Genomic DNA, 26,435 nt, shown 5'->3' on the forward strand with positions numbered 1-26,435 from the left:
AAGAGCAACGGCTTCTTTCGTCCTTAGATGAGGACGAGAGAAGCCGTTTTTATTATGGATTAAAGGAGCGATTCAGATGCAGGAATTATCAATGCCAACAAAATATGATCCGCAGGCAACGGAAGAAAAATGGTACGACTTTTGGATGAAAGGGGAATACTTCAAAGCCGATCAGGATCCGGAAAAAGCACCGTATACGATCGTCATCCCGCCACCGAACGTCACCGGGAAATTACACCTCGGTCATGCCTGGGATACAACACTTCAGGATATGCTGACACGGATGAAACGGATGCAAGGTTTCGACGTCTTGTACCTGCCGGGAATGGACCACGCCGGAATCGCGACGCAAGCCAAAGTCGAACAGAAGCTCCGGGCGGAAGGAAAGTCACGTCTTGAAATGGGACGTGAGAAGTTCCTTGAACAATCATGGGCATGGAAAGAAGAATATGCTTCAACAATCCGCGAGCAATGGTCGAAACTCGGACTCGGACTCGATTATTCACGGGAACGGTTTACACTCGATGAAGGTTTGTCGGAAGCGGTTCAAGAAGTGTTCGTTAAATTGTATGAAAAAGGCTTGATCTACCGTGGTGAATACATCGTTAACTGGGATCCGGCGACGAAAACAGCCATCTCGGATATCGAGGTCATTTATAAAGACATCGAAGGTGCTTTCTATCACTTCAGTTATCCGTTGACGGACGGAAGCGGTCACGTCGAACTGGCGACGACGCGTCCGGAAACGATGCTCGGCGATACAGCGATTGCCGTCAATCCGAAAGATGAGCGTTATGCACACCTCGTCGGAAAAACAATCACTTTACCAATCGTCGGCCGGGAAATCCCGATTGTTGCCGATGAGTACGTTGATATGGAGTTTGGGACAGGTGTCGTTAAAATCACGCCGGCCCACGACCCGAACGACTTTGAAGTTGGAAACCGTCATGATTTACCGCGTGTCCTCGTCATGAACGAAGACGGCACGATGAACGAAAATGCCGGCAAATATGAAGGTATGGATCGTTTCGAATGCCGTAAGCAGATTGTCGAAGATCTGAAAGAATCAGGTGTCCTGATCAAAGTCGAACCGCATCTGCATTCCGTTGGTCACTCGGAACGGTCGGACGCGATTGTCGAGCCGTACTTGTCGCTCCAATGGTTTGTTAAAATGGAACCGCTCGCTGAAAAAGCATTACAAGAGCAACAAGGGGAAGACAAAATCAACTTTATTCCGCAACGTTTCGAAAACACATATGTCCGCTGGATGGAAAACATCCGTGACTGGTGTGTCAGCCGTCAGCTTTGGTGGGGTCACCGGATTCCGGCCTGGTACCACAAAGAAACGGGCGAAGTCTACGTCGGCAAAGAAGCTCCGGCTGATCTCGAAAACTGGGAACAGGACAATGATGTGCTGGATACATGGTTCTCATCCGCCCTTTGGCCGTTCTCGACGATGGGCTGGCCAAACGAAGGTGCAGCTGATTATCAGAAGTACTTCCCGACGTCAACACTCGTAACGGGTTACGATATCATCGCTTTCTGGGTCTCACGGATGATCTTCCAATCGTATGAATTCACAGGCGAACGTCCATTCAACGATGTCTTGATTCACGGCTTGATCCGTGACTCCGAGGGACGGAAAATGTCGAAATCACTTGGTAACGGGATTGATCCGATGGATGTCATCGAGAAATACGGTGCGGATTCGCTGCGCTGGTTCTTAACGACCGGTTCAACACCAGGAAACGATTTACGTTTCTACTGGGAGAAAATCGAAGCGACATGGAACTTCTCGAACAAATTGTGGAACGCGAGCCGCTTTGCCTTGATGAACATGGATGGACTGACGCATGAGCAAATTGATCTGTCCGGTGAGAAATCACTTGCCGATCAATGGATTCTGACACGTCTGAACACGACGATTGATGATGTGACGCGTCTGTCAGACAAATATGAGTTTGGTGAAGCCGGTCGCGTTCTGTATCACTTCATCTGGGAAGACTTCTGTAACTGGTACATCGAGATGGCGAAGTTGCCGTTAAACGGTGAGGACGAAGCAGCGAAATTGACGACACGTTCGATTCTTGCCTATACGCTTGATCAAATCATGCGTCTGATGCATCCGTTCATGCCGTTCATCACGGAAGAAATCTGGCAGCACTTACCGCACGAAGGCGAAACAGTTACACGTGCCGCTTGGCCGACACGGAACGATTCACTGGATTTCCCAAAATCTGTTCCGGCATTTGAAGCCGTTCAGAACGTCATCCGTTCAGTTCGAAACATCCGGGCTGAAGTCAACGCACCGATGTCGAAACAAATTCAGTTGATGATTTCAACGAGTGACGATCAAGTCCAGCATGATTTAGAAACAAATCTGTCGTACTTGAAAAAGTTCACGAATGCGTCAGAATTGCTCGTTGAACGCAATATGACAGCACCGGAAAAGGCGATGAGTGCCATCGTGACGGGAGCAGAATTGTTCATTCCGCTCGCTGACTTGATCAACATCGAAGAAGAGATCGCCCGTCTGAACAAAGAACTCGTCAAGTATACAAAAGAAGTCGAACGGGTCGAGAAAAAACTCAACAACCCGGGCTTCGTCGGGAAAGCACCGGCACATGTCATTGAAGAAGAACAAGCAAAAGCACAAGACTACAAAGAGAAACGGGCAGCAGTCGAAGTCCGGATCAGCGAACTCGCAAAATAATCTTAACAGTGGCTCAAGTTTTCTTGAGTCACTTTTTTTGAAGGAGTGAAGCAAGCGTGAGAACACGAGAAGATGTACTCGAATGGTTATCGGCGTTACTGGCCTTTGGCATCAAACCGGGACTGAGCCGGATGGAAGCGTTACTGGCGGAACTTATGATTGATCCGGATACGATTCCGACGATTCATGTTGCGGGAACAAATGGGAAAGGCTCGACGGTTGCTTTTTTACGGGAGATGGGGATGGCGCAAGGGCTGCAAATCGGAACGTTCACCTCACCGTACATCATTCAGTTTGAGGAACGTATCATGCTGAACAGTGTGCCGATCAGTGAACCGGACCTGGTTGAGGCGGCAAATAATGTACAGAAAGCAATTATGAACATAGAATCGGCAATCGGTACCGTAACGGAATTCGAAGCGTTGACGGCACTTGCCTTTTATCACTTCAATCAAATCCGTCCTGACTTTGTCATTTACGAAGTCGGACTCGGTGGTTTATATGATTCAACAAATATCCTGAAGCAGCCGAAAGCCGCGATTATTACATCGATTGGTCACGATCATCAAGCGATTCTCGGAGATACGCTCCAAGAGATTGCCTTACAGAAGTTCGGGATCATCAAACAGGGTACACGAGTCATTGCCGGGAAACTGCAGGAAGAATTGACGGTACCGCTGATGGCCTATTGTGGCGATCGGCAGGCGAGTCTGTCTTGGAGTCAGGAAGTGATCCGCCATTACCGGCTGAGTGAGACCGGGACGTGGGCGACGTACGAAGGCATTCCCGAGACACGTCTTGGACTCGAAGGCATCCATCAAGTCCATAATGCGGCCAATGCTGTCGTCTGTGCGAAACAGCTCGGGTGGTCAAAGACCGCGATCCGGCGTGGATTGCGTAACGCCACACATCCGGGACGCTTTGAAATCATTTCCCGCAAACCGCGGATCATTTTAGACGGTGCCCATAATCCGGAAGGGGTGACGGCACTTGTCGAACGCTTGAAGGAAGAGTCAAAACCGGTCGTCGTCCTGTGTTCGATCTTACGCGACAAGGACCGGGAAGCGATGCTTACGCAGTTACGGGAAGTAACGTCAGAGATTTATGAGACGACGTTTGATTTTCCGCGGGCACGGACGCTTGAAGAATTGAAGACGGACGGAGCAAACGCGGTGGAACTCAATCGTTTTTTCAAAGAAGTGGATACGGCAGGAGAGACGCTTATTGTCACCGGATCCCTCTACTTCATCAGCACAGTCCGCACATTACTAAAGGCGCAGTCTTTTACAAAAAAGGGAAAACAGTAAAAGTCCTTGTATACTAAGATTGGGGTAATATAGTCCTAGATTTTATGATCTTACGACGAGGAGACGATGGAGATGCAACGTTGGGTACGTCTGTTTTTAGTTAGTCTGTTGATTTTTACCAGTATTACGTATATACAACCACCACATACAAAGGCCGCAACTGGAGAGAAGCTTAAGATTTTAGAAATCCGTGATGCTTGGTCAGCAACAAATCGAATTGATCCGAATACCACCATCACATCGATGTTGCCGGGACTGGATACGACTAAATATGAGATTAAGATGATGACCGTTAAGGAACTGAATGCCTCTCGTTTTCCACTTGACGGAGCATTTGATGCGATTGTCTTTGATTCGTCTGCATTTTCGGGTACAGATCGCTATTCGATGACTGTGTCAGATACGAAAAAAAATCATAATACAAATAAAATCGAAAACGATATTACAAAGCTGAAAGCAAATGAAATCAACAATGCATACATTAAAAAAGGATTACCAGTCTTTTTGCATCAAGATGTTTTAGCACAAACATCTAGCAATTTTAATTTGATTTTTAAAGATGTACCTGTTTATACCGACATGGCGACGATAATTACAAAATTAAAAGTACAGAAAATCGTTCGTCCTCGTCTTGAGAGCGCCTCTGCGCAACAACAGGGTACAGCCTTGGCAGGCGTTGATAAAAGTACGACGGCTGCTCCAAACGTACCGATTGATTTTACCTATACGACCAGTGTTAAAAATACGAACCAACTAGCGCAACTCTACATTGATTTTGACAGCAATGATCAATTTGACGAGTCGGAAAAAGTGGATGAAAAGCCTGCTGGAAAAACAGGTACGCTGAGCTATAATTTTGATGCTCCGAGCTATACCGGTCCACGAAACTGGATGATACGCGTTTCTAGTAGTGACGGGTTGACAGATTATAAAACCGGTAGTTTTTTGATGAAAGATCAGATCGCGGAAGCAAAAATTCTTCAAGTGACTCGGAGTGGAACGACTGGATCGATTAACGGTTTCATGAATACTGGAACTTTACTGAAGCAGGATGGATTTTATGATTTTAATGTCGAAGTGATCACTGCAGACACATTTAATCAAACCTATTCGACTAAGAATTTAAACACAGCTTACGATATGTTGATTTTTGGCTTTCAGGATTCTTATGGAGCGGCTTCTTTGAGTGATGCTGCATCAAACGCGATCCTTGGATTTACAAACACGGGGCAAGGACTGATGTTGTCTCATGACACGATTTTCCGCCCAAATCAATCGACGGTTCCCGAGCTGTTTTGGGAAAAGAAATTTGCTGATTTAGCAGGGCAAAAGAATTTTACGAACATGGGATACGCGGCGCCGCGTACTTCAGGACAAGCGGTCAAGCAAAATGATGGTGTCATGACATCCTATCCCTTCACGTTAGGAAGCAGTGTCTTAATTGCAACGACACATAACCAGTACTTTGGACTGGACTTGGAGCAACCAGATTTAATTCCATGGTATAACATTCGCGAAAATAGTGTTGCCGCCTCGAACCAGGATGCCGGTCGAACGATTGGTGATGCCCGAAATCATTATTATATGTATACGAAAGGGAACATTACCTATTCAGGTGCGGGACATACCTCGACATTCAGTCAACAGCAGGAAAAAGAATTGTTTTCGAACACGATGTACCGGGCATTCATTGGCGCAAACCATAAACCATTGATTAAAAACATCTTGCCTAACAATCAAGCAAGTTATTTGAACAATGAACCACTCACGATTTCGTATAAAGTAAATGATTATGACTTACGCGATCGGGTACTAAAAACACGAATCTATATTGATAACGAAAAAGTATACGAAAACAATAAACTTCAGAATAACTCATTTGTCAGTCAAACATTTGATGCTAAATTGGTTGGGAAAACTTCTGCGATTATTCGAATTGAGGCAGAAGATGAACGTGGCGCAAAAACTATTGAAACCCGAACGGTTCAAGTGGTTAAGCCGTCATCTTCTTCGCCCTTTACGTTACAGCGGTCAATTAATCCTACAACAATTCCTCAGGGCGAAATGGCAACCATCACATATACTATTAAACCAGAGCCGATTTCACGAACATATGCAATCGGAGATAATGTTTCAAATAACGAAGCGTACGTCGTTAAAATGGAGGACATTAAGTTCAAAGAATTGCTTCCTAATAATCTTGAAATTTTATCGACAACCGGTATAGAAGATGCAGTTGTGACCAATCAAACAGTAGTGGGAGCATTTAAAGGAATAGAATACCGGGAAGACATAGGTTCAGGTAAGTGGATTTCGAGCCAATCGGAGATTACGTTTAAAGTAACTGTTCGGGCAAAGGAAGATGCTGGAACGTATGTACTTGATAAAAAAGATAATACTTTAACATCAAATAAAAACGTCTATCGCTCCAATTCAACCGGAGATCGATTCACAAGTGTTGCGAATGACACACAGTCTTTCCAGGTCCTAGGATATGCGTTATCAAAATCGTATGCAACAGAAGCTAAAATTCCTTCGGTTCGTATCGATCTCAATACACCGTCTTATAAAGTTTTGCCAGAGATCAGTCCGGCAGGTAGTCAATACGGGACGTTGAAATGGTCGATTGCAGACACGGACATTGCAACCATCAATCAAGAAGGGATCATTGTACCGAAAAAAATCGGCACGACGGAGATTAATTTGATTGTCCCTGTTGCAAATGGAAAAGAACTGGTTGCAACTTCCAAATTGACTATTAATGATGTATTTGGCGGGCTGATTGTCCGTGATGTTCCGAGTGTATTGTATGTCGGGCAAACGAAGGCAATGACCGGAGATGCCATCATGCTCTCCGGAACGGACGCCCCGATCAAATGGATTGTGACGAATCCAGGGTCTGTTGAATCAAAAGGAAAAGACACTGATACGTTGAGCTTAACGGGCGTTAAACCCGGAACGCTGACCGTGCAAGCTGTTGTACCGGCGGCAATCGGAACAACGACTTACTTGGCACAATCACAGATTTATACGATAGAAGTCAAAGTGCCGGAATTGACCGTCAATCCGAGTAACTTGGAACTATGGGCTGGGACAACACAAGATGTAACCGCAACGTTCTCACCGGATATCCGCCTACCGTTTGTTCTTTCAAAAGTCAGTGATGCAATTCAGCTGACAGCGACCAGTACCGGTTACACCGTCAAAGGATTGACCGGAACACCAAGCGGTTCGGTTGATGCGGTATTACAACTAAGTGACTTCCCGGATACCCGCGCTCTAACTAAAATTAATGTCCGTGAAAACCCAGTGAAATTAACGGCGAATGACTTGACGATGACGGTAGAAGACGATCAAAAACGTCCAATTCTGAATTGGTACCCGGTTACGACAACGGAACGTTTTTATCGCCTCGAAGTCCTGCAAGGTAAAGAATACGTCAAGACGGATGCGACTGCCCAAACGCTGAAAGCACTTCGACCGGGTGTCGCACGAATCAAGGTGACTGCTTTAAAAGAAGACAAGAGTGTTTTTGAAGTATTAAAAGACGGGGAAAAAGAGAAGCAGCCGTTGACGACGACGTTTAAAGTCACGATTTCATCTGAGGGATCGGCAGGAGCAAGCGATACGGATGTGTATTAAAGAGGAGCAAGCAACGTGACACGAAAAAAAATCATGATCGTCTTTCTTCTGTTCTTGATTGGAATCGGAGGAACGACCTATCTGTTAATCGATTATCGAAACCAACAAACGTTTGAAGCGAGTCTCAAGGCGAGTGATGTAACTGAGTTGCAACAGGCAGTAGAAGCAGTTGATTTATCAACAAAAGAACGAAACCGGTACATCCGGAAATTTCAAGAAACACTTGAGTATGAAAAAGCACTTGTTTTGCTTGATCGAGCAAGTGCCGGAAATCAACAAAACTGGTTCTATGTCGCACAATTTGCCTCGACCGATGTTGTCAAACAATGGTTAGCAGCTGGAGCTTCAATTAAACAAGTGAATTCGAATAAACAAAACGTCTTACATGTTTCAACAAGCGTTAATCGTTCAGTCGATGCCTATGCGTTACTCGTTAAACAAGCTTCAAAAAGTCAGTTGAATCAATTGGATCGATTTGGTCACACCCCACTGTATTATGCGACAGTGGATCAAAATCAAGAAGCGATGGAATTGTTGCTCGCAGCAGGTGCTACACCGGATAAAGGAACAGATCTACCGATTTATGAGACCGTTAAACAAAATCGGAAGGATCTGTATCAATTATTACAAAAAAACGGGGCATCGCCGACACGTAAACAAGTCAAACGATTGGCTAAAACTTATGGTGCAGCATCTTTTAAGTAACTGAAAACACGACATCCTTCAGCTGAAGGATGTCGTGTTTTTGTATATTATGGAAGGCGTTTCGGTGTCTCAACATAAAGTTGAACGGCTCGGCTGAGCGGAAGCATTGCCGTCGGGTTTTCGAGAACACTGGCGTCATAGGTTAAACGAAGGCGTGATTTTTCAGCATCCGTCGATTGTTTGGCTGTCATCAATGTTTGAAGGGCGAGCACATCTTGCGGGAAGCTGTTTTCCGGTAAATCCAGCGTTCCACGGTAGGCGTTGATTTCAAGCTGACCTTTCGTGAAAATACCTCCGTGAAGATTCATCGTAGAACCGACGGAATAGATTCGGTTCAAGGCAGAATCATCACTGTATAAAAAGGCACTCATGTCCGGTTTTGATGTCTGTGGAGTTGAAAACTTGTTGACACGGTTAATCGTCAGGCTTCCTTTACTGAGAAGAATCAACGTATTTTGACTTGATGAACTGGCGATTCCTTGAATGTTTGCATCATCCAGTCGACTCGAACCCGTTGAAAATATCGTCGTCGCAAAGCTGACATTTCCTCGAATCAATAGATTACCTAAGACAATCATCGGACGTTTAATTTCAAGCGGTTGATTCACAGGATTTAAAGAGGAAATGGTTAAATTGCCGTCGATAATGAGCGGTTCCTTTGATTCCTTGACGATATCGTCAGTGATTGTCACAGTGTTATTTTCCGCAGGTGCGGGTCGAATCAACTGTTTTTCTGTACTGAGTTCGTTTAGGAAAGGACCTGTTAAAATCGCTTGTTTGATTGGTTGGGCACGCAAATAGCCCGGTAATGCCGAAAGGGAAGTCGTACTTGGAATATTTAAAAAATCGTTTAAAGCAAACTCGAAATCGAACGGAACCAAAGCTTCCTTTGTTGCGACCAGATCCGTCTTTACAGTTGGGTCAAATACACTCGTATCACAAGTAATGAAGTCACGACAGCTCAGTAAAGGTTGATCCTTTGGCTGAAAAATTTTAACCTGACCATCGATGTAAGAACGGGCTGTTTTATCCGTGTAGGCGCCGGTCGCGCCATTATAGATGAAGTTCGGTGATGCGGAAACCTTCAGTGCTTGCCGGGAAAAGACATTGCCTTGAATTCGAGGAGCACCGTTTAAAATAACCTGATTGTCGGAGCCGAGAATGTAATATAAAAAGCTTGGAATCGCAGACAGATAAACGCGTTGCGAATATGTTTTTTGGACGGTCGGCTGATCGCCTTTCGTTTCTGCCACTTGTGCTGTTAAATCAAATGCCTTGACCCGGACATTTGAAGCACCTTCATTCAACTTGACTTCGACATTAGGCGCAGCAGTCGCAAGTTTTGCAATGATTTGATTGGTCGGATCACTGAATAATTCCTTCGAAGAACTGGTCGGGCTGGTTCCTGCTGTCGTTGCGACGATTTGCTGTAAAGCAGCAATCGCTTGATTCAACTCACTTTGTGTTGCTGACTCCACTTCAATATTTGTTCCGCGAATTTCTGTCAGCCGCGTAGATTGAAGACTGATACCAATCGTTGCAACCGCTAAGACGGATAGCACCGTCAGAGTTACTAATACAAATAATAAAGTATAACCTTCTTCGGATTTTCGCATGAGTCCTCCTTTCTGTCTTAAAAACCAATCGTACTTGTGAGTGTTTGTGTTTCTTCTTGATTGGTGGACTGAATGGTCAAGGTGATTGTCAAAATTCCATGGATGACATAAACTCCAGGGAACTCACCGGTCTTGATTGTGACCGTTTCTGGACTGGATAAGGTAAAGGTTTTTTTGAGGCTGGTCTGTTCATCAATAATCTCCGGTGCCCCCGAATAAATCATCGTCGTATTTTCCATTCGTTTTTCGACAAAAGAATAGGCAACCGGATCAATGACATCGTTCTGATTTGCATTGTAGGGGATGAAACCTTCGGACCGCTCCAATAAACCGGTTGTCCGACTGATATTCGGCAATGTTTTTTTATAAAATGATAATGTATTCGTTTGGTCGATCCGGATAGCATCAAATCCGGTGATTTCGTTTAATATTAAACCGACTGAACTGTCGGCTTCGCTTCGCAATTCACTAATGATACCGGTTGCTTGAAAACTTTTAGTTCCCGAAATAAATACGGTCAAGATGACAGCACTGAAAATGGCGGCAATGACGATGGCGACGAGCAGCTCGACGAGCGAAAATCCATCATTTCGTTGAGGAAAAACTTTGATTAAGCGTCGCATTGGTGATCGATCCTTTCAAAGACGTAATCGGCTCCGGTTGTCCATCCGGATAGACATAAATATAAAGATCGAGTAGATTCGGATCGTTTGTACCGTTTATCTTATGGGGGGTGACGCTGAACTTCACATCAAACGGTAAATTATTTATTTCCGCATCATTGAAGATTGAGTCACAAATAGCCGATACACCACATGACGGCGTGCTCGGCGTCGGGATTGCAAAAGCTCCGTTTTGATAAGTTGTTTGTTGCGCTTTGTCTTTCAGGTCACTGAAAACAAATGGACCGGATTCAGTTTCCAGTGCTTCCCGCCCGATGTAGGAGGCGGCATTTTTGGCTAAGTAATTCGCAAAAGTTAGTTTTGTACTATCTCTCGAAGCGGACAGAGACTGTGAAAAAATACTGATCAATGATACAGATATGATGGATAGGATCGTAATACTGACGAGTACCTCGATTAACGAGAACCCATCTTGCTGGTTTGACATAGACTCACCTCATGGTTAAATCAATAGGATATTTGGACCTGAAAATTGAAAAAAGGTATGTATTCACACATAGAGAAAGTATTTGTCAGGTAGGACTTATGTTTCATCATAATATTCATTATAATGGAAATACTAGACACCTGAAATGGTTATTTCATACGGAAAGGAAACAGATAATGATAAATTTAAAACGTTTTGCTGTGCATACGCTGTTATTGGTCGCCTTGATCGCACTTATCTATGTTCCTTCGTTTGCCTTGATTTCCTTTACGGGCAAAGCAACTGTTATTGAAAATTTTTCCGATACTGCCCGAATCGGCTCCGTTCCGGTCAGCGGATTGACACGAAAAGAAGCAAAGCCGAAAGTGCAGGAAGCTGTCACGTCCTGGTCTAAAAAAACACCACTGACGGTCGGGACAGGAGAAGAAACGTTACCGATCCCGACTGAACTCGTAACATTTAAGATTGAAGAATCCATCAAACAGGCTTCTTTAAAAAAGGGCGGGGCTTTACAAGTGACCGTCGATCAAGAAGCGATGGAAGCCTACCTTGCCTCACAACCGATTACATATACGGAAGAACAGGTCAAGACATTTAATGCCTGGTTGATGAAAACTAGCAAAAAGCTGGAAGAAGGAAACTTTGATCCGTCGGAAACGGCAGCGGCCATTGATCCGGCAGGAGAAGTCGTCTCGAGTGTCACGTTTACGACACGTTCAGCAGCAGAGGAACAGATGATTGACGCAATGGCACAAGTCGATATTAAGGCCGGTCAATTGATGAATGTGAAAACGTACGGAATGGATCCGATGGCTGCTTCTTTTATCGGCAGTAAACTATATGAATTATTTGCGAAAACGCCATTTGAGATCGTCGAACGGATGCCGCATGCACAGTTACCGGATGATATCACGCTTGGTTATGACGTCAAAATTGATGAAAAAACAGATTTTGCCGTTCGCAACACACAAGCTGTCAATTATCAGGTCGTCGCGACGAAGAATGGAAGCGATGTCACGTTGGAACTACGCGGGAAACCATTCAAAGAAACCGTCACGGCCGTCCTTGAAGCGGAAAAAACGATTCCGTACCGGACAATCACACGGTATTCGGCAACACTGTCTGCCGGAACGAGCAGTGATACACAGTCCGGAGTCGAAGGGAAATCAATCGAATTGTATCGTGTGACAAAGTCCAATCAAGGAGAAGTTAAACGATTGCTGGCCCTTGATTTTTATGCGGCGACTCCAGCCGTTGTAACGAAAAGCAGTCAAGAGGAGTTACCGCCTGTCGTGACACCGCCGGCTGACGAACCGACAACGGACTCGACGGACGATACGACGAATGATGAAACAACCAATGATTCGACGGATAACTCAACAACTGACTCAACGGATGGAACAACAGACGGAACGACAACACCGGAAGAACCTGTGACACCGGACCAACCGACGACACCAAATACTCCGGACACACCGACGACAGGAGACCCGGCCTCTCCGGTCGAGGACGATTCGACAGAAGGCGCTGTCGGCTGATTCTGCTAAAAAGAAAAGAGGATGAATATGAACTGGACGGACTTAGCAATTGAACTCGGTATCATTATCGGTCTTGCGACCATCATTTGTGGATTGATGTTTGCAATTCAAATTCCTTTCATCACGACTACCGCAGCAAAAGTGATTCTTTCATTGACGGCACTTGTCTTGGTTACTTCGCTCTACTTACTCGTTAAGTTTGACTGGATTTCCAATCCTTTGATCATTGCCGGTTACATCGTATCAATTCTTGTTGTGACGGCGATTACGAGTGTCATTGATGAAAAAAAACAAAAACTGACACCACTGGATGAGGAAGAAACATGGCACGCGGAAGGATGACAATGTAAATGGCGATGAAACGAAAACGATTAGGTGAAATGCTGTTAGAAGAAAGCGTGGTGACGGAAGCACAGATCGAAGAAGCCTTATCCGTCAAACGAACATCGGAAAAACTCGGGGATACGTTGTTGCGGCTCGGTCACTTAACGGAACAACAGCTGATTGAAGCATTGCATCATCAATTAAAAATCCCTGTCATTCAACTGTATAACTATCCGGTCGATGTCGCGGTAACGAAATTGATCTCCAAAGAACTGGCGCAGCGGCATACGCTTGTACCGGTCTATCGAGAAGGGAACCGGTTGTTCATCGCGATGGCCGATCCGATGGATTTGATTGCGATTGATGATTTACGGTTGCAGACCGGATTGATGATTGAGGTGGGACTTGCGACACGCGACGAAATCCGGCGGACGATCCTAAAGTATTACGATATCGATTCATCCTTACGCGAATTACTCGAGTCGGACGAGATGACGATTTCCGATACATCACGTGATACGGTGACACGTGAAGATGCGCCGATCATCCGTCTGGTCAATCAAATCCTCGAGAACGGAATTTCCCAACGGGCGTCCGATATTCACATGGATCCTCAGGAAACGTCCCTGTCGATCCGGATTCGGATTGACGGTGAATTACGGACTGAAAATAATTACCCGAAACAGATTCAAAATATTTTGACGACCCGGATCAAAGTCATGAGCGAACTGGACATTACGGAATCCCGTCTGCCGCAGGACGGGCGAATTAAGTATCTCCATAACGGAGTGGCCTATGATTTCCGTGTTTCGACGTTACCAACCGTTTACGGTGAAAAAGTCGTCATTCGGATTCTCGACAGCTCGAACTCCAACATCTCGATTGCAAAAATCGGATTCAGCGAACGAAACGAGCAACAATTCCGTGACATGTTGAAACGACCGAACGGTATCATTTTGATCACCGGACCAACCGGATCCGGAAAATCCTCGACCTTATACGCCGCTTTAAATGAATTGAACGATGAGACACGGAATATCATTACAGTTGAAGATCCGGTCGAGTATCAAGTCGACGGCATCAATCAGGTCCAGGTCAACTCAAAAATCGGCTTGACGTTTGCGAGCGGACTCCGTTCGATTTTACGACAGGATCCGAACGTCGTCATGGTCGGGGAAATTCGGGATATCGAGACAGCCGAGATTTCAATCCGGGCTTCATTGACCGGTCACCTCGTCCTCTCGACGTTGCACACGAATTCCGCTGTCAGTTCGATCACCCGATTGATTGACATGGGCGTTGAACCGTTCCTTGTTGCAGCTTCGGTTACCGGATTGATTGCGCAGCGTCTCGTCCGGCGCGTTTGCCGTGACTGTGGTGAAGTCCAGCCGTTGTCGAAGCGGGAAGAAGAATTATTTGCGCAAGAAGGCATCACAGCGACGACCGTCATGCGGGGACGCGGCTGTTCATCGTGTAACATGACCGGTTATCGCGGACGTCTGGCAATCCAAGAAGTGGTCATGGTCGATGAAAGCTTACGACGGATGATCATGAATCAATCAACGGAGAGTGAAATCACGATGTATGTAAAATCACAAGGACAACGGTTACTGTTGGCCGATGGACTGTCCAAAGTCGCACAAGGCATCACGACGACCGAAGAAATTCTCCGGACGGTGATTTCCGAATGAGTACGATGGAGCGCGCCCAAATTGAAGATATTTTACGATCGTCGAAAGAAAAAGAAGCATCCGATGTCCATCTGACGGCCGGCTCACCGCCGGTCTTTCGAATCAACGGGATGTTAACCCCGTTCGGGACAGAAAAAATGAAACCGATTGTCATCGAAGGATTCGTTCGCTCGCTGATTACCGAGGAAATGTTTTTACAGCTAAAACAAGACCGGGACATCGATTTTTCGTTTGGTGTGACGGGAGTGGCGCGTTACCGCGTCAATTGTTTTTATCAACGCGGCGCATTGTCGATGGCCTTTCGGACGATTCCGACTGAAGTTCCGACGCTCGACCAATTGTCATTGCCGCCGGTCTTAAAACGTTTCCTGACGAAGCCGCACGGTTTGATTCTCGTGACCGGTCCGACCGGTTCCGGGAAATCGACAACCTTAGCTGCGATGATCAATGAAATCAATCAGACGATGTATAAGCGGATCATCACCCTCGAAGATCCGATTGAATATTTGCATAGTCATCAGAAAAGTCTAATTGACCAGCGGGAAATCGGGATTGATGCCCCGCGGTTTGCGACCGGCTTACGGTCTGCTCTCCGGCAGGATCCTGATGTTATTTTGTTAGGGGAGATGCGGGATCTTGAAACAATTTCGACGGCCGTGACAGCTGCAGAAACCGGTCATTTAGTTTTTGCAACCGTCCATACGTCGACGGCGGCCTCGACGGTTAGCCGGATTATCGATGTTTTTCCGTCGGAGCAACAAGATCAAATTCGGGCGCAACTCGCAAACGTCCTGGCCGGAGTCGTTTCGCAACGACTGATGCCACGAACGGATGGGACCGGTCGGGTGGCGGCGCTGGAAATCATGGTTGAGACACCGGCCGTCTCAAACTTGATCCGGACCGGAAAGGAATATCAGATTCAATCTGTCCTGCAGACAGGGAAACAGTACGGGATGCAGACGATGCAGATGGCATTACAAGACTTAGTGAGTCGAGGTTTGATTCCAGCATCAGCCGCGACACCTTACATATCGGGGTGAATTAATGACAGTCTTCAAATATGAAGGTCGCACGATGACCGGTAAACGGAAAAAAGGCAAGATTACAGCACTGACGAAACGGGAAGCAGCAGAACGTTTACGGACTGATCAAATTGCCGTGACGTTACTTGAGAAACAAGAGTCTAAAGGATTAAATACGGAGATCACATTTTTAACCGCGAAACCGAAAATCGAGCATTTGGTCATGTACGCCCGGCAGTTCGCGACACTCGTCCGGTCCGGTGTTTCAATTGTCAAAGCAACGGAAATCTTACGGAAGCAGACCGATTCAAAACCGCTTGAGCGGGCACTTGTCGAGGTCGAAGATGATTTACGGAGCGGAATTCAATTCTCGCAAGCGATTGAAAAACATCCTCGTGTCTTCGATACGTTTTTCGTCAGTATGGCGATGGCAGGGGAAGCCAGCGGAAATTTAGAAGAAGCACTGGATAATATCGTCACCCAGTTACAGAAACAATATGAAATCAAACGCAAAGTCATCTCGGCGCTGATTTATCCGGCGGTCGTTTCAATCGTCGCAGTTGGTGTTGTCGTTTTTTTAATGCTGAACGTCGTCCCGACATTCGCCTCGATTTTCGATCAGCTCGGCAGTGAGCTGCCGTTGATTACCAAAATCGTCGTGGCGGTCTCTGACTTTTTTGTTGCCTATTGGTGGGTCTTACTCTTAATTGTGTTTGGTTTACTCGGATTATTGTATTTTAACTTGAAGAACGAACGGCAACGGGTTGTCTTCGACCGGTTGTTATTGATGATTCCGGTTTTTGGTCCATTGATACAAAAGTCACAAATTGCGTTGATGACACGGGGATTGGCTGTCCTGCTGAATGCATCCGTCCCAATTCTCGCGTCACTCGATATCACGGAACGGATTGTCACGAACCGGGTCATCCGCAAAGGGATTGCCGCAGCGAACGAAGCGATGGCCCGCGGAATTCCGATGCACGAACCGTTGGCGAAAAACAAATATTTTCCACCCCTCGTCACACAGATGATTGCGATCGGGGAGGAGTCAGGACGACTTGACTCAATGCTGACGGAAGTCGCCGATTTTTACGAAACGGAAGTCGAGACGACAACAGATCGCTTGAAGTCCATTATCGAACCGTTATTGATTGTAGTATTAGCTGTTATCGTCGGTGTCATCGTCATCGCTGTCGTTGTCCCAATGTTTAAAATCTATTCCGATATTCAAGCAAGTTGACAACTGTAAAAACATTTACCTGATGTAGAAAAAAACCATTTTCTACAAAAAATATGGTGCTACTATAATAGTATTCATCTGGACAGTATGACCTATACGCCGGAAATAGTAAAAAAGTGCTAGGGAGGAATATTAAACATGTTAGAACGTATGAAAGAAATCTGGTTAGATGCCAAACAAATGCGCGATGAGCGTGGCTTGACATTGATCGAGTTACTCGTAGTTGTCGTTATCTTAGGTATCATTGCAGCAATCGCTGTCGTCGCTATCGGCGGATTGATTGAGAACTCACGTAAGGATGCGGTTGTATCCGATGCGAAACAATTGGTAGCAGCAGCAAAACTGTATACATCTTCAAACCCAATTCAACCGGGTGAAAAAGTCAAACTAGGTATCAAAGATAATGATGCTGATATGAAAGAAAAGGCTGGAACTGCAACTGCGCCACGTGAAGATTCTCTTGGGAAATATATTGATTCTATGAAAGATGCTTTAAACTCAGATAAACCTTATAAAGATTCTTTCGTAGTCGTTACTGAAAAAAATGGTACTTACACATATGAGGTAACGTTAACAAGTCAATCAAGTGATTACACATACTTCTCGAAAAAAGCACCTGATGATCTTAAACGTTCTGGAGTAAAAGAAACAGCGTCTAATTAATCAGTTATTTACCCCCATCTCGGGGGTTTTTTTCTGAACTTTTTTAAGGAGGGAACTGTATGATGACAGTCGTCTTTACCGTTTACTTTTTTCTAATCGGGATGCTCGTGACCTCATTTACGAACGTTGTCGGCTTACGGATACCGGTCGGGGAATCGATTGTCCGTCCGCGCTCGCATTGTCCGAACTGCGGTCATGTCCTCGGTCCGCTTGAACTGACACCGGTCATCGGTTATCTCGCACTCGGAGGGAAATGCCGGACGTGTCAGCTGCCGATTTCAATCAAGTATCCGGCACTCGAATTACTCGGCGGTATGTTATATGCGTACGCTTTTTATCAGTTCGGCTGGTCGATGCAATTCGTCCTGTCGATCCTGCTGACGAGCCTGCTCAGTATCCTCGTCATGTCGGATCTTACCTACATGCTGATTCCGAACAAAATCTTATTATTCTTTTTACCGATTAGTCTGATTGTTCGCTACCTTTCTCCCCTTGAGAACTGGTATAATCCAATTATTGGCGGATTCGTCGGGTTCTTTCTATTGTTCGTGATTTTTCTTGCGTCACGACAAGGAATGGGGGCCGGGGATGTTAAACTGTTCGGGGTGCTCGGGATCTTTTTAGGTCCGTTACACGTCGTCATCGCGTTCTTCGTTTCCGCATTCGTCGGATCGATCATCGGCCTCGGGTTACTCGGACTCAAACGAGTGGAACGAAAGCAACCGATTCCGTTTGTTCCTTCGATTGCCGTCGGAACGTTACTGACATATTACTTCGCGGACGATTGGGTGAAGCTTTATCTCGATCTGTTCCTCTAGGAAAGGAAGAACATACATATGGCGCAAGCTCGGCGCAGAGGTACCTATATTTACTTTAATTTCACAGATGTCGGGATTTTTGGAGCAGTCGTCAAAAAAGGTGTCATTAAACGACGCGGTGTCGTCTCCTTGCCGCCCGGAACGCTTCAGGGAGGATGGCTCCAACCGGAAGCATCGCTCGATATGATCTTTGACAGCTTACTTGCAAAGCTGAAGGTGCCCCGCGGTTCGCAAGCGGTTCTCGCGATTGACGGATCCCTCGTCCTGGCCCGGAAACTCGAAATTCCGGAGACAGTCGAGACGAATCAGATTCGCGGTTATTTGTTTATGGAACTGGGACACAGTATCGTCCTGCCGTTTGAAGAACCGTATTTTGATTATACGTTGCTCGAAGAAGACGGCAAACGGGAAATCATGTTGTATGCGGCACCAAACGAAGCATTAAAACAGTATATGGAACTGTTCCGGAAAAAACATATCCGCCTCGTCGCAGCAGAACCGCAACCACTGGCGACGTTTTTTGGTCTCGATTCGCTCTATGAGGTCGAAGACGACAGCAATCTGTTAATTTGGAACGTCAATGCGACGAATCACCAGTTGATCATCATTGAAGACAAAGTCCCGCGTCTGATTCGTTCGGTCGACACGTTTGTCGCGAATGCCTGGGAAGTGGACGTCATCGAGGACCGGTTGCATTATCGGTATCAATCGGACGATGGCAACGTCGACTTCATCCTCGAAGAGATGTTACTGGAATTTTCCCGCGTGCTTGATTTCTATCGTTTTTCGTTAGCACGTGACGGGCGCGAAATTAGTCGTGTCATGCTGACCGGAGATTTTCCGTTTCAAGAGGAGTTGGTCCGCCGGTTCGAAACAAACTTTGATGTGCGGTTGGAACAAGTGCCGGATGTCCTCGATGTGGCGGGTCAATCGATTCCAAAGGCATACTTACCCCTGGCCGGTCTCGCGACCAGCCATAAAGAGCGGATCAATTTGTTGCCGGACAGCGATGTCGCACCGAAGTTTCCGCTCGTCGCCTCGTTGATCCTGCTGCTATTTGGCGGCATGATCGGCGGATACCTTTACTGGCAGACCGATCAATTTGCCGACCGGATCGAGACGGCGAACAATCAGATTCAAATCGTCCGGGCGCTACAATCAGAATCGGACCAATCCGCCAAACAAGAAGTCGCGCAGCTGAAACAAACAGTGGATGGTCTTGAAGCAACACCACGTCCGGCTGTTCCGGCCCTTGAACGGATTACGCGTTATTTGCCGGAACGCGGTTACATCCTGCAGTTTGCTTATGGGGCGGATCACCTTGTCACGATGAATGCCCAGTTCGAGACGTTAGATGAGTTAAACGGATTTTACCGTCAACTGTTGACGGATACAGCCTTTACGGGGGTGACGTTAACGAACGTCACGACAAAAACGATGAATGAGCAAGCGGAAGTCGTCACTTCGACGACAATCGATCCGACGACCGGGGCAGAGATTCCGACGACGACGATTACACCGACGGATGAGACGGCGACGGAAGAACCCCGTTACATCGGACAATTCGGTCTGACGGTCGTTCCGGCGGAAGTCATCAAAGGGGAAACGAACCAGGCGGATCCTGATGCGCCGAAGGAAGACGCGGCGACGGATGCCGTGGTCGATCCGGAAGCGGAAGCAACGGAAACGGTGGAACCGCCGACGACAGACAGCGGTACAGATGCAAACGAACCGGTGTCGACTGAAGTAGAGGAGGTGGAAGAAAATTGAAACGATATAGTGGTCTCATTCTTCTTGCCCTGACGATCGTCCTGATTGTCGGCGGCCTTTCTTACTTCGGCTATACGACGTATACGACGTACCAGGAAATGAAACAAACCGAAGCGACGCTCGAACGGGAGCAGATGGCGCTGGAAGCGGCAAAAGCGAATGAGCAGAAGGTCGATGTCGCTGAATCCAGCTTCCTCCAAAAACAAGTCCCGGTCGTACCGGCAAATGATGACGTGATTGATGCCATCAATGCAGCAAGTCAGATTGCCGGTGTAAAAGTCCAGGGAATCACATTTGGTGCCACTGCGACCGAAACGGCCCCTGCCTCACCGGTTCAATCGACACCTGCCGTCGATGGTGCGATGGCGACGGAATCCGAGACGGAAGCTGCTGCAACAGCAGAGACACCGGTTGCGACGACAACGGCGACGGCATTACCTGCTTCATTGACAGTCGAGGCGCCATCCTATCTTGAACTGATGGCTTTCCTCAAACAGATTGAACGGACAGACCGGATTACGATCTTACGTCAAATCCAGTTGACCGGTCCGGATGAACCGGGTCCCGGAAGCCAGACGATTGTCCTCGAAGACGAACTGATGTCCTTTACGGTCGAGATTGAAAGTTACTACCGACCGGATTTGACGAAGTTGATTCCGGATAAACAGACGCCACTTCAAGAGACGACGCCGAAGTCGGATCCGTTTGTCGATGTTACAGATAATTAACCGAAAGACAGGTGTTGCTCTGACTCGGAGCGGCACTTGTTTTTCGTTATACTAAAAGTTGATTCCAGTAAGACTGGTCGAAAAAGAAGGAAAAGAGCGTGATACTGATGATAACGCAACACTCATTGATTCTGGCTTCAGCCTCTCCGAGACGGACGGAACTGTTACGGCAGATCGGTGTACCCCATACGATACGGCCGGCGGATGTCCTGGAGGAAGCACCGTATCCGATGGCAGCCGAGGAGTACGTGATGTATTTATCACGGAAAAAAGCCCGGGCTGTGGCAAAGCCCGGTGAAATCGTCCTGGCAGCAGATACCGTTGTCGCCCTGGATCAGCAGATTCTTGAAAAACCGGCAGATCAACCGGCTGCCCTCGAAATGTTCCGGCTGTTATCCGGACGGACACATGAAGTCGTGACCGGCGTGACCCTTTTACAGGATGAACGGGAGGAGACGTTTACTGTCACGACGACGGTCCGGTTCTGCGAGATTCCGGAAAGCTGGATGTTGTCCTATGCCGCGACAGACGAGCCGTATGACAAGGCGGGCGGATACGGGATTCAGGGGAAAGGCGGTCTGTTTGTCGAAGCGATTGACGGCGACTATTATAACGTCGTCGGTCTGCCGATCAATCCGATCAGCCGCCGTCTTGAGGCATTTGGAATCGAGCCGATGTTCGCGTAATTCCTTGTACAGAAAGGTCGGATGAAGTGATTGAATGGCCAAAGGATATGATTCAATTAAAAGGGTTGGCACAGGCGACGACAGTGGAATTATTAGCGTGTCTCGTCCGCAGCGGAACACGGAACCGGTGTCCGCTTGAAATCGCCGAAGATTTACTCGAGATCTATCCATCGCTGATCGAACTGGAAGCGGCAGGTGTCGGTGGACTGGAGAAGGCACCGGGCGTCGGAAAAGCAAAGGCGCTCCAGATCATGGCCGGACTGGAGCTCGGCCGTCGACTCGTCACGGAACCGAAATGGGTCCGCCCGGTCGTCCGCTCACCGGATGATGCCGCGGAATTGCTGATGGAGGAGATGCGGTTGTACCAACAGGAACACTTCATCTGTCTGTATCTGAACACGAAAAACGAAGTCATCTCGAAGAAAACACTGTTCATCGGCGGACTCAATACATCGATTGTTCACCCGCGCGACATATTTCGGGAAGCCATCCGTTGTTCGGCGGCAAGCTTCATTGCCGTCCATAACCATCCGTCCGGTGATCCGACGCCGAGCCGGGAAGATATCGAAGTCTCGGAACGAATGGTCGAGGCCGGGAGATTGATCGGAATCAGTTGCATCGATCACCTTGTCATCGGACACGGACAATTTATTAGTATGAAACAGCGTGGATTTATGTAAGAATAACGTCTGAGGGGGAACTGTGCTTCCCGACCTCAGGCGTTTTTACTTTTGTAACAACCATTGAACTGTAAACAAGCTGTAACGTTTTAACGCTTTCCAAGGAAGGCTTTTCCGTTATAATTAGTGAAGTGTATTCTCAGAGAGGGGTTTTTTGAATAATGTTTGGATCATTTAGCCGTGAAATCGGCATTGACTTAGGTACGGCAAATACGCTCGTTTATGTGAAGGGGCAAGGCATCGTCGTGCGCGAACCTTCTGTCGTCGCATTCCGTACCGATACAGGTAAGATTGAAGCAGTAGGTAATGCAGCAAAAAACATGATTGGACGGACACCGGGAAACGTGACGGCACGACGCCCGATGAAAGATGGGGTTATCGCCGATTATGAAACAACGGCTACGATGATCAAATACTTTATGGATCAAGCAACAAAGAAAAAAGGATTATTTTCTTCTAAAACAAACGTCATGATTTGTGTACCGAGCGGGATTACGTCCGTGGAAAAACGTGCGGTCGAAGATGCGGCGAAACTTGCTGGTGCACGTGAAGCCTATACGATTGAAGAACCGTTTGCAGCAGCAATCGGAGCAGGTCTTCCGGTTTCTGAACCAACGGGCTCAATGGTCGTCGATATCGGTGGCGGAACGACGGAAGTCGCGGTCATCTCACTTGGCGGTATCGTGACAAGCCAATCGATTCGTGTCGGTGGAGATGAGATGGACGAGTCGATCATTCGTTACATCAAATCAAAATACAACCTGATGATCGGTGAACGGACGGCTGAAACGTTGAAAATGACGATCGGGTATGCCCGGATTGATGAAGAATCGGAAAACGAGACGATGGAAATTCGTGGACGTGATCTCGTGACGGGACTTCCAAAACAAATCGAAGTCACAAGCGCAGAAATTTGTGATGCGTTGTCAGATACGGTCGATGCAATTTTAGCCGGTGTCAAACACACGCTCGAACAAACACCGCCGGAATTATCAGCAGACGTCATGGATCGCGGAATTGTCTTGACAGGCGGCGGAGCCCTTCTGAAAAACTTGGATGCCGTGATTGAAGATGAAACACGCATCTTGACACTCGTTGCGGAAAACGCGCTTGACTGTGTCGCAATCGGTACAGGTAAATCATTGGAGATGATGAATGTGTTACGTTCGAAATCAGGCATCTCACAAAAAAGATAAGGACGGGATGAGCGATGAAGCGATTTTTAAATAATCGAAAACTGCTCATCACACTCCTTAGTTTTCTCCTTTTGGTGATTTTAATCGGAATTTCGCTCCAAGGACGTAACCAGACCCACTGGTATCAAAGTTTTGTCCGCGATACCGTCGGGGTTGGCCAACGTCTTTTTGCGACACCGATTGGCTGGATTGATGATACGGTCACTTCGGTTAAAGAAGTGCGCGATGTGTATAAGGAAAATGAGTATTTAAAATCACGACTGGGCGACTATGCCGGAAATTCCGTCAAAGTCCGCGACCTGGAACGTGAGAACAATGAATTAAAAGACATGTTGAAGCTAAAAGGATCGATTCGGGACTATACGTTATTGCCGGCAGAAATGATTGGTCGAACGTCATCCGAATGGCAACGCTTCGTCACGGTCAATATCGGAAAAGAACAAGGTGTCAAAGCCAATATGGCCGTCGTGACAGCAGATGGTTTAATTGGCCGTGTCATTCAGACAAGTGCCTACACATCACTCGTTCAATTGTTATCAGATACGAGCCGGACGAACAATGTCTCAGCAGTTGCTGACGATACGAAAGGAAAAAGTGTCTTCGGTACGATCGAAGGATTTGATGAAGAGACGAATCTCTTGAAATTCACGAAGATTCCGAACGATGCCAAACTGAAAAAAGGTCAGATTGTTACGACATCCGGACTCGGTGGTAAGTATCCGAGTGGTATCGTGGTCGGAAAGATCGAACAAGTGAAATCGGATCAATACGGTGCTTCGAAAATCGCATACGTCAAACCGGCAGCAGACTTCGAACAGTTTGGTCACGTTTTCGTGATTCAACGCGAAGCGAAGGAACCTTTCGCTGAGACCGACAAGGGAGGGGACACTAGTGAATAACATCAAGTTGTTTTTCGCCGTGTTCCTTCTTTTTATCTTGGAAGGAACGTTGTTCGCAGGTCCGCTTGGAGACGGCTCTCCTTACGTCATTCATGTCACGTTGATCGCGTTGATGTTTTTAGGGCGTTACGGGAAAATTGAGCAAGCGCTTGGTTTTGGACTGCTGTTCGGTCTGTTATATGATTTCGTCTATTCGGATATCATCGGAATTTATTTATTTGCGCTATCTGCCATTCCGCTTTTTAGTAGCTTCGTGCTAAAATATGTAAAGGAGAACGTATTAACGATTATCGTCACCTTTACGTTCAGCGCTATTTTGTTTGAACTGGATATTTATTTCTTCACGGCTTCGGTCGTAGGGGTCGGTGTTCCCTTCAAGGAACTCGCGACACAAATCATTCCAAGGAGTCTCATTGCGCAGTTGATTGGGATCATCGTGCTGTATTATCCGATGACGCGACTGGTGCAATCCACATTTGATGAGAAAAGAGGATGAGTCATGATTGAGCGTAAGCGTTATGTAACGATGAAGGGCCATCGTGGTGGCCTCGCCGTCTATGTAAATGAAAGGTGCAGTGTGGATGAATTTCTTGACGATTTAGAATTGACGCTTGCCGACAAATCCGTCGAGAACGGACGCGCCGTTCCGATTACCTTCTTCTTTGGTCGCCGTTATGTCGACGAAGGCGTTGTGACGGCCGTCGAGTCCATCGTCGCGCGTCATGATTCATTTTCATTTAATGGGTACGACAGCGAGTGTCTGACGAAGGATGAAGCAAAAGCCCTGTACGGGGAACGAACATTTCATTACTTTGGCGGCACGGCCCGCAGCGGGCATGTCGTAGACGTTGAAGGATCGATTGTCGTCATTGGCGACATCAATCCGGGAGCCGTCGTTCACGCAACCGGCAGTATTTATTGCCTCGGTGCGTTACGGGGGACGGTTCATGCAGGAAAAGGCGGGAATCATCAGGCTGTCATTGCTGCCAGTGTCTTACAACCGAAATGGATTTCAATTTCTGATTTTGTTTATGAAGATCCGGACGATGCGCCGATTCAGGCACTGGACATGGGCTGTGCGTTTGTCGGGGAAACAGGAGTAGAATTTTCTCGTCTTCAAACCGTTCCGCTTGCGCGGATGGATCAATTTGCGATTGATAGTGAAAGAGGGTGACAGATATGGAACAAGTGAAAGAACAGGTACATAAGGATGCGAAAACGCATGTGGGACGTGCCATCGTCGTCACATCTGGTAAAGGTGGCGTCGGTAAGACGACGACAACGGCTAACATCGGGACGGCACTTGCGCTGATGGGGCATTCGGTTTGTCTCGTTGATACAGATATCGGTCTTCGGAATCTGGATATCGTTCTTGGCCTCGACAACCGGAGTATCTATAATATCGTTGACGTCGTGACCGGACAGTGCAAACTGCATCAAGCCCTCGTCCGTGACAAACGTTTTGAAGAAATGTATCTGTTACCTGCTGCCCAGTCCAAGGATAAATCATCCGTCACACCGGAACAGGTAAAAGGCATCATTGATTCGTTGAAACTCGAGTATGACTTTGTTTTGATTGACTGCCCGGCAGGAATCGAACAAGGATTCATGAATGCGATTGCCGGTGCAGATGAAGCGGTCATCGTCACGACACCGGAAAAAGCAGCGGTTCAGGATGCAGACCGGATCATCGGAATGCTTGAGCGCTCGGAACGTCAAATCGTACCGAAGCTCGTCGTCAACCGTGTCCGTTCGCATATGATGGCGTCTGGAGATATGCTCGATATCGACGAAATCATGCGTATTCTGTCGATTGATCTGCTTGGTCTGATCGTCGATGATGAAGAAGTCATCGCGGCTTCACATCGTGGTGTACCTGTGACGATGAATCCGGATAACCGGGCTGGTCTCGGCTACCGGAACATCACCCGCCGGATTCTCGGAGAGTCTGTTCCGTTGCTCGACATCATGGAACAGCCGCAAAAAGGATTTTTCGTGAAACTTAAAAAAATGCTTGGCATGAAATAAGATGGGGAAAAATAGACTAGAAGGGTTTTGATGCTTCTAGTCTATTTTTCATGGAGGAA

At 47.0% G+C, this 26,435-nt stretch carries 23 protein-coding genes and 1 other annotated feature (1 of these 24 only partly in view); of the genes, 20 read left to right on the top strand and 3 right to left on the bottom strand.

The genetic code is table 11. The features are described from left to right. Positions 1 to 28 (top strand) — a binding site (T-box leader); it begins 202 nt to the left of the window's first position. 42 nt (positions 29 to 70) lie between these two features. From KNP91_RS11830 to KNP91_RS11845, 4 genes are all read left to right on the top strand, one after another. Continuing rightward, positions 71 to 2,713 (top strand): valine--tRNA ligase, encoded by a 2,643-nt coding sequence (locus tag KNP91_RS11830; protein ID WP_214764728.1) that lies wholly within the window; start codon positions 71 to 73, stop codon positions 2,711 to 2,713. A gap of 56 nt (positions 2,714 to 2,769) precedes the next feature. Beyond that, positions 2,770 to 4,020, top strand: coding sequence for a bifunctional folylpolyglutamate synthase/dihydrofolate synthase (locus KNP91_RS11835; protein WP_214850193.1), 1,251 nt, complete (start codon positions 2,770 to 2,772; stop codon positions 4,018 to 4,020). A 72-nt stretch (positions 4,021 to 4,092) separates the two neighbouring features. Further along, entirely contained in the window at positions 4,093 to 7,662 is a 3,570-nt protein-coding gene (locus KNP91_RS11840) for a GEVED domain-containing protein (protein ID WP_214850195.1), read from the top strand. Positions 7,663 to 7,677: 15 nt separating this feature from the next. Further along, entirely contained in the window at positions 7,678 to 8,367 is a 690-nt protein-coding gene (locus tag KNP91_RS11845; protein ID WP_214850197.1) for an ankyrin repeat domain-containing protein, read from the top strand. A gap of 47 nt (positions 8,368 to 8,414) precedes the next feature. Here the strand turns inward: KNP91_RS11845 and KNP91_RS11850 are convergent, their stop codons facing one another. The 3 genes from KNP91_RS11850 to KNP91_RS11860 are packed head-to-tail and all read right to left on the bottom strand — an operon-like array spanning position 8,415 to position 11,093. After that, positions 8,415 to 9,983 (bottom strand): type II secretion system protein, encoded by a 1,569-nt coding sequence (locus KNP91_RS11850; protein WP_214850199.1) that lies wholly within the window; start codon positions 9,981 to 9,983, stop codon positions 8,415 to 8,417. A 17-nt stretch (positions 9,984 to 10,000) separates the two neighbouring features. Beyond that, positions 10,001 to 10,606 carry a PilW family protein gene (locus KNP91_RS11855; protein ID WP_214763481.1) on the bottom strand — a complete coding sequence of 202 codons (606 nt, stop codon included), beginning with the start codon at positions 10,604 to 10,606 and terminating at the stop codon, positions 10,001 to 10,003. After that, positions 10,569 to 11,093, bottom strand: coding sequence for a prepilin-type N-terminal cleavage/methylation domain-containing protein (locus KNP91_RS11860; protein WP_214850200.1), 525 nt, complete (start codon positions 11,091 to 11,093; stop codon positions 10,569 to 10,571). Before KNP91_RS11860 ends, KNP91_RS11855 begins: the two co-directional genes overlap by 38 nt. Positions 11,094 to 11,269: 176 nt before the next feature. Here KNP91_RS11860 and KNP91_RS11865 point away from each other — a divergent pair, with 176 nt between their 5' ends. The 16 genes from KNP91_RS11865 (at position 11,270) to minD (ending at position 26,376) form a co-directional block, all read left to right on the top strand. Continuing rightward, the gene (locus KNP91_RS11865) at positions 11,270 to 12,631 is read left to right on the top strand and encodes a G5 domain-containing protein (protein ID WP_214850202.1); all 1,362 of its coding nucleotides are present in this window, start codon (positions 11,270 to 11,272) and stop codon (positions 12,629 to 12,631) included. A 27-nt stretch (positions 12,632 to 12,658) separates the two neighbouring features. Further along, positions 12,659 to 12,973: a hypothetical protein gene (locus KNP91_RS11870; RefSeq protein ID WP_214763494.1), complete on the top strand. Its 315-nt coding sequence runs from the start codon at positions 12,659 to 12,661 to the stop codon at positions 12,971 to 12,973. 8 nt (positions 12,974 to 12,981) lie between these two features. After that, positions 12,982 to 14,646 (top strand): GspE/PulE family protein, encoded by a 1,665-nt coding sequence (locus KNP91_RS11875; protein WP_214763497.1) that lies wholly within the window; start codon positions 12,982 to 12,984, stop codon positions 14,644 to 14,646. Further along, on the top strand, positions 14,643 to 15,686 hold the full coding sequence (locus KNP91_RS11880) for a type IV pilus twitching motility protein PilT (protein WP_214763503.1): 1,044 nt from the start codon (positions 14,643 to 14,645) through the stop codon (positions 15,684 to 15,686). The genes KNP91_RS11875 and KNP91_RS11880 overlap by 4 nt, the downstream gene beginning before the upstream one ends. A gap of 4 nt (positions 15,687 to 15,690) precedes the next feature. Next, on the top strand, positions 15,691 to 16,908 hold the full coding sequence (locus KNP91_RS11885; protein ID WP_214850204.1) for a type II secretion system F family protein: 1,218 nt from the start codon (positions 15,691 to 15,693) through the stop codon (positions 16,906 to 16,908). A 138-nt stretch (positions 16,909 to 17,046) separates the two neighbouring features. Next, a complete protein-coding gene (locus tag KNP91_RS11890; RefSeq protein WP_214850206.1) occupies positions 17,047 to 17,571 on the top strand; it encodes a type II secretion system protein in 525 nt (174 codons plus the stop codon). Between the two features lie 59 nt (positions 17,572 to 17,630). Further along, positions 17,631 to 18,389, top strand: coding sequence for a prepilin peptidase (locus KNP91_RS11895; protein WP_214850208.1), 759 nt, complete (start codon positions 17,631 to 17,633; stop codon positions 18,387 to 18,389). 18 nt (positions 18,390 to 18,407) lie between these two features. After that, on the top strand, positions 18,408 to 20,159 hold the full coding sequence (locus tag KNP91_RS11900; RefSeq protein ID WP_214850209.1) for a type IV pilus biogenesis protein PilM: 1,752 nt from the start codon (positions 18,408 to 18,410) through the stop codon (positions 20,157 to 20,159). Continuing rightward, positions 20,156 to 20,887, top strand: a complete 732-nt coding sequence (locus KNP91_RS11905) for a hypothetical protein (RefSeq protein WP_214850212.1) — start codon at positions 20,156 to 20,158, stop codon at positions 20,885 to 20,887. Before KNP91_RS11900 ends, KNP91_RS11905 begins: the two co-directional genes overlap by 4 nt. 107 nt (positions 20,888 to 20,994) lie before the next feature. After that, a complete protein-coding gene (locus KNP91_RS11910; RefSeq protein ID WP_214850258.1) occupies positions 20,995 to 21,573 on the top strand; it encodes a Maf family protein in 579 nt (192 codons plus the stop codon). A gap of 47 nt (positions 21,574 to 21,620) precedes the next feature. Then, a complete protein-coding gene (gene radC / locus KNP91_RS11915; RefSeq protein WP_200859019.1) occupies positions 21,621 to 22,253 on the top strand; it encodes a RadC family protein in 633 nt (210 codons plus the stop codon). Between the two features lie 161 nt (positions 22,254 to 22,414). Beyond that, on the top strand, positions 22,415 to 23,449 hold the full coding sequence (locus KNP91_RS11920) for a rod shape-determining protein (protein WP_012370984.1): 1,035 nt from the start codon (positions 22,415 to 22,417) through the stop codon (positions 23,447 to 23,449). 14 nt (positions 23,450 to 23,463) lie between these two features. Then, positions 23,464 to 24,348: a rod shape-determining protein MreC gene (gene mreC, locus KNP91_RS11925; RefSeq protein ID WP_214850215.1), complete on the top strand. Its 885-nt coding sequence runs from the start codon at positions 23,464 to 23,466 to the stop codon at positions 24,346 to 24,348. After that, entirely contained in the window at positions 24,341 to 24,844 is a 504-nt protein-coding gene (gene mreD, locus KNP91_RS11930) for a rod shape-determining protein MreD (RefSeq protein ID WP_012370982.1), read from the top strand. The genes mreC and mreD overlap by 8 nt, the downstream gene beginning before the upstream one ends. Positions 24,845 to 24,847: 3 nt before the next feature. After that, entirely contained in the window at positions 24,848 to 25,522 is a 675-nt protein-coding gene (locus KNP91_RS11935; protein ID WP_012370981.1) for a septum site-determining protein MinC, read from the top strand. Between the two features lie 50 nt (positions 25,523 to 25,572). Continuing rightward, positions 25,573 to 26,376 (top strand): septum site-determining protein MinD, encoded by an 804-nt coding sequence (gene minD, locus KNP91_RS11940; protein WP_041261996.1) that lies wholly within the window; start codon positions 25,573 to 25,575, stop codon positions 26,374 to 26,376. Positions 26,377 to 26,435: the final 59 nt, after the last annotated feature.

This window comes from Exiguobacterium sp. s138 (assembly GCF_018618775.1).
Classification (GTDB): Bacteria; Bacillota; Bacilli; order Exiguobacteriales; family Exiguobacteriaceae; genus Exiguobacterium_A; species Exiguobacterium_A artemiae.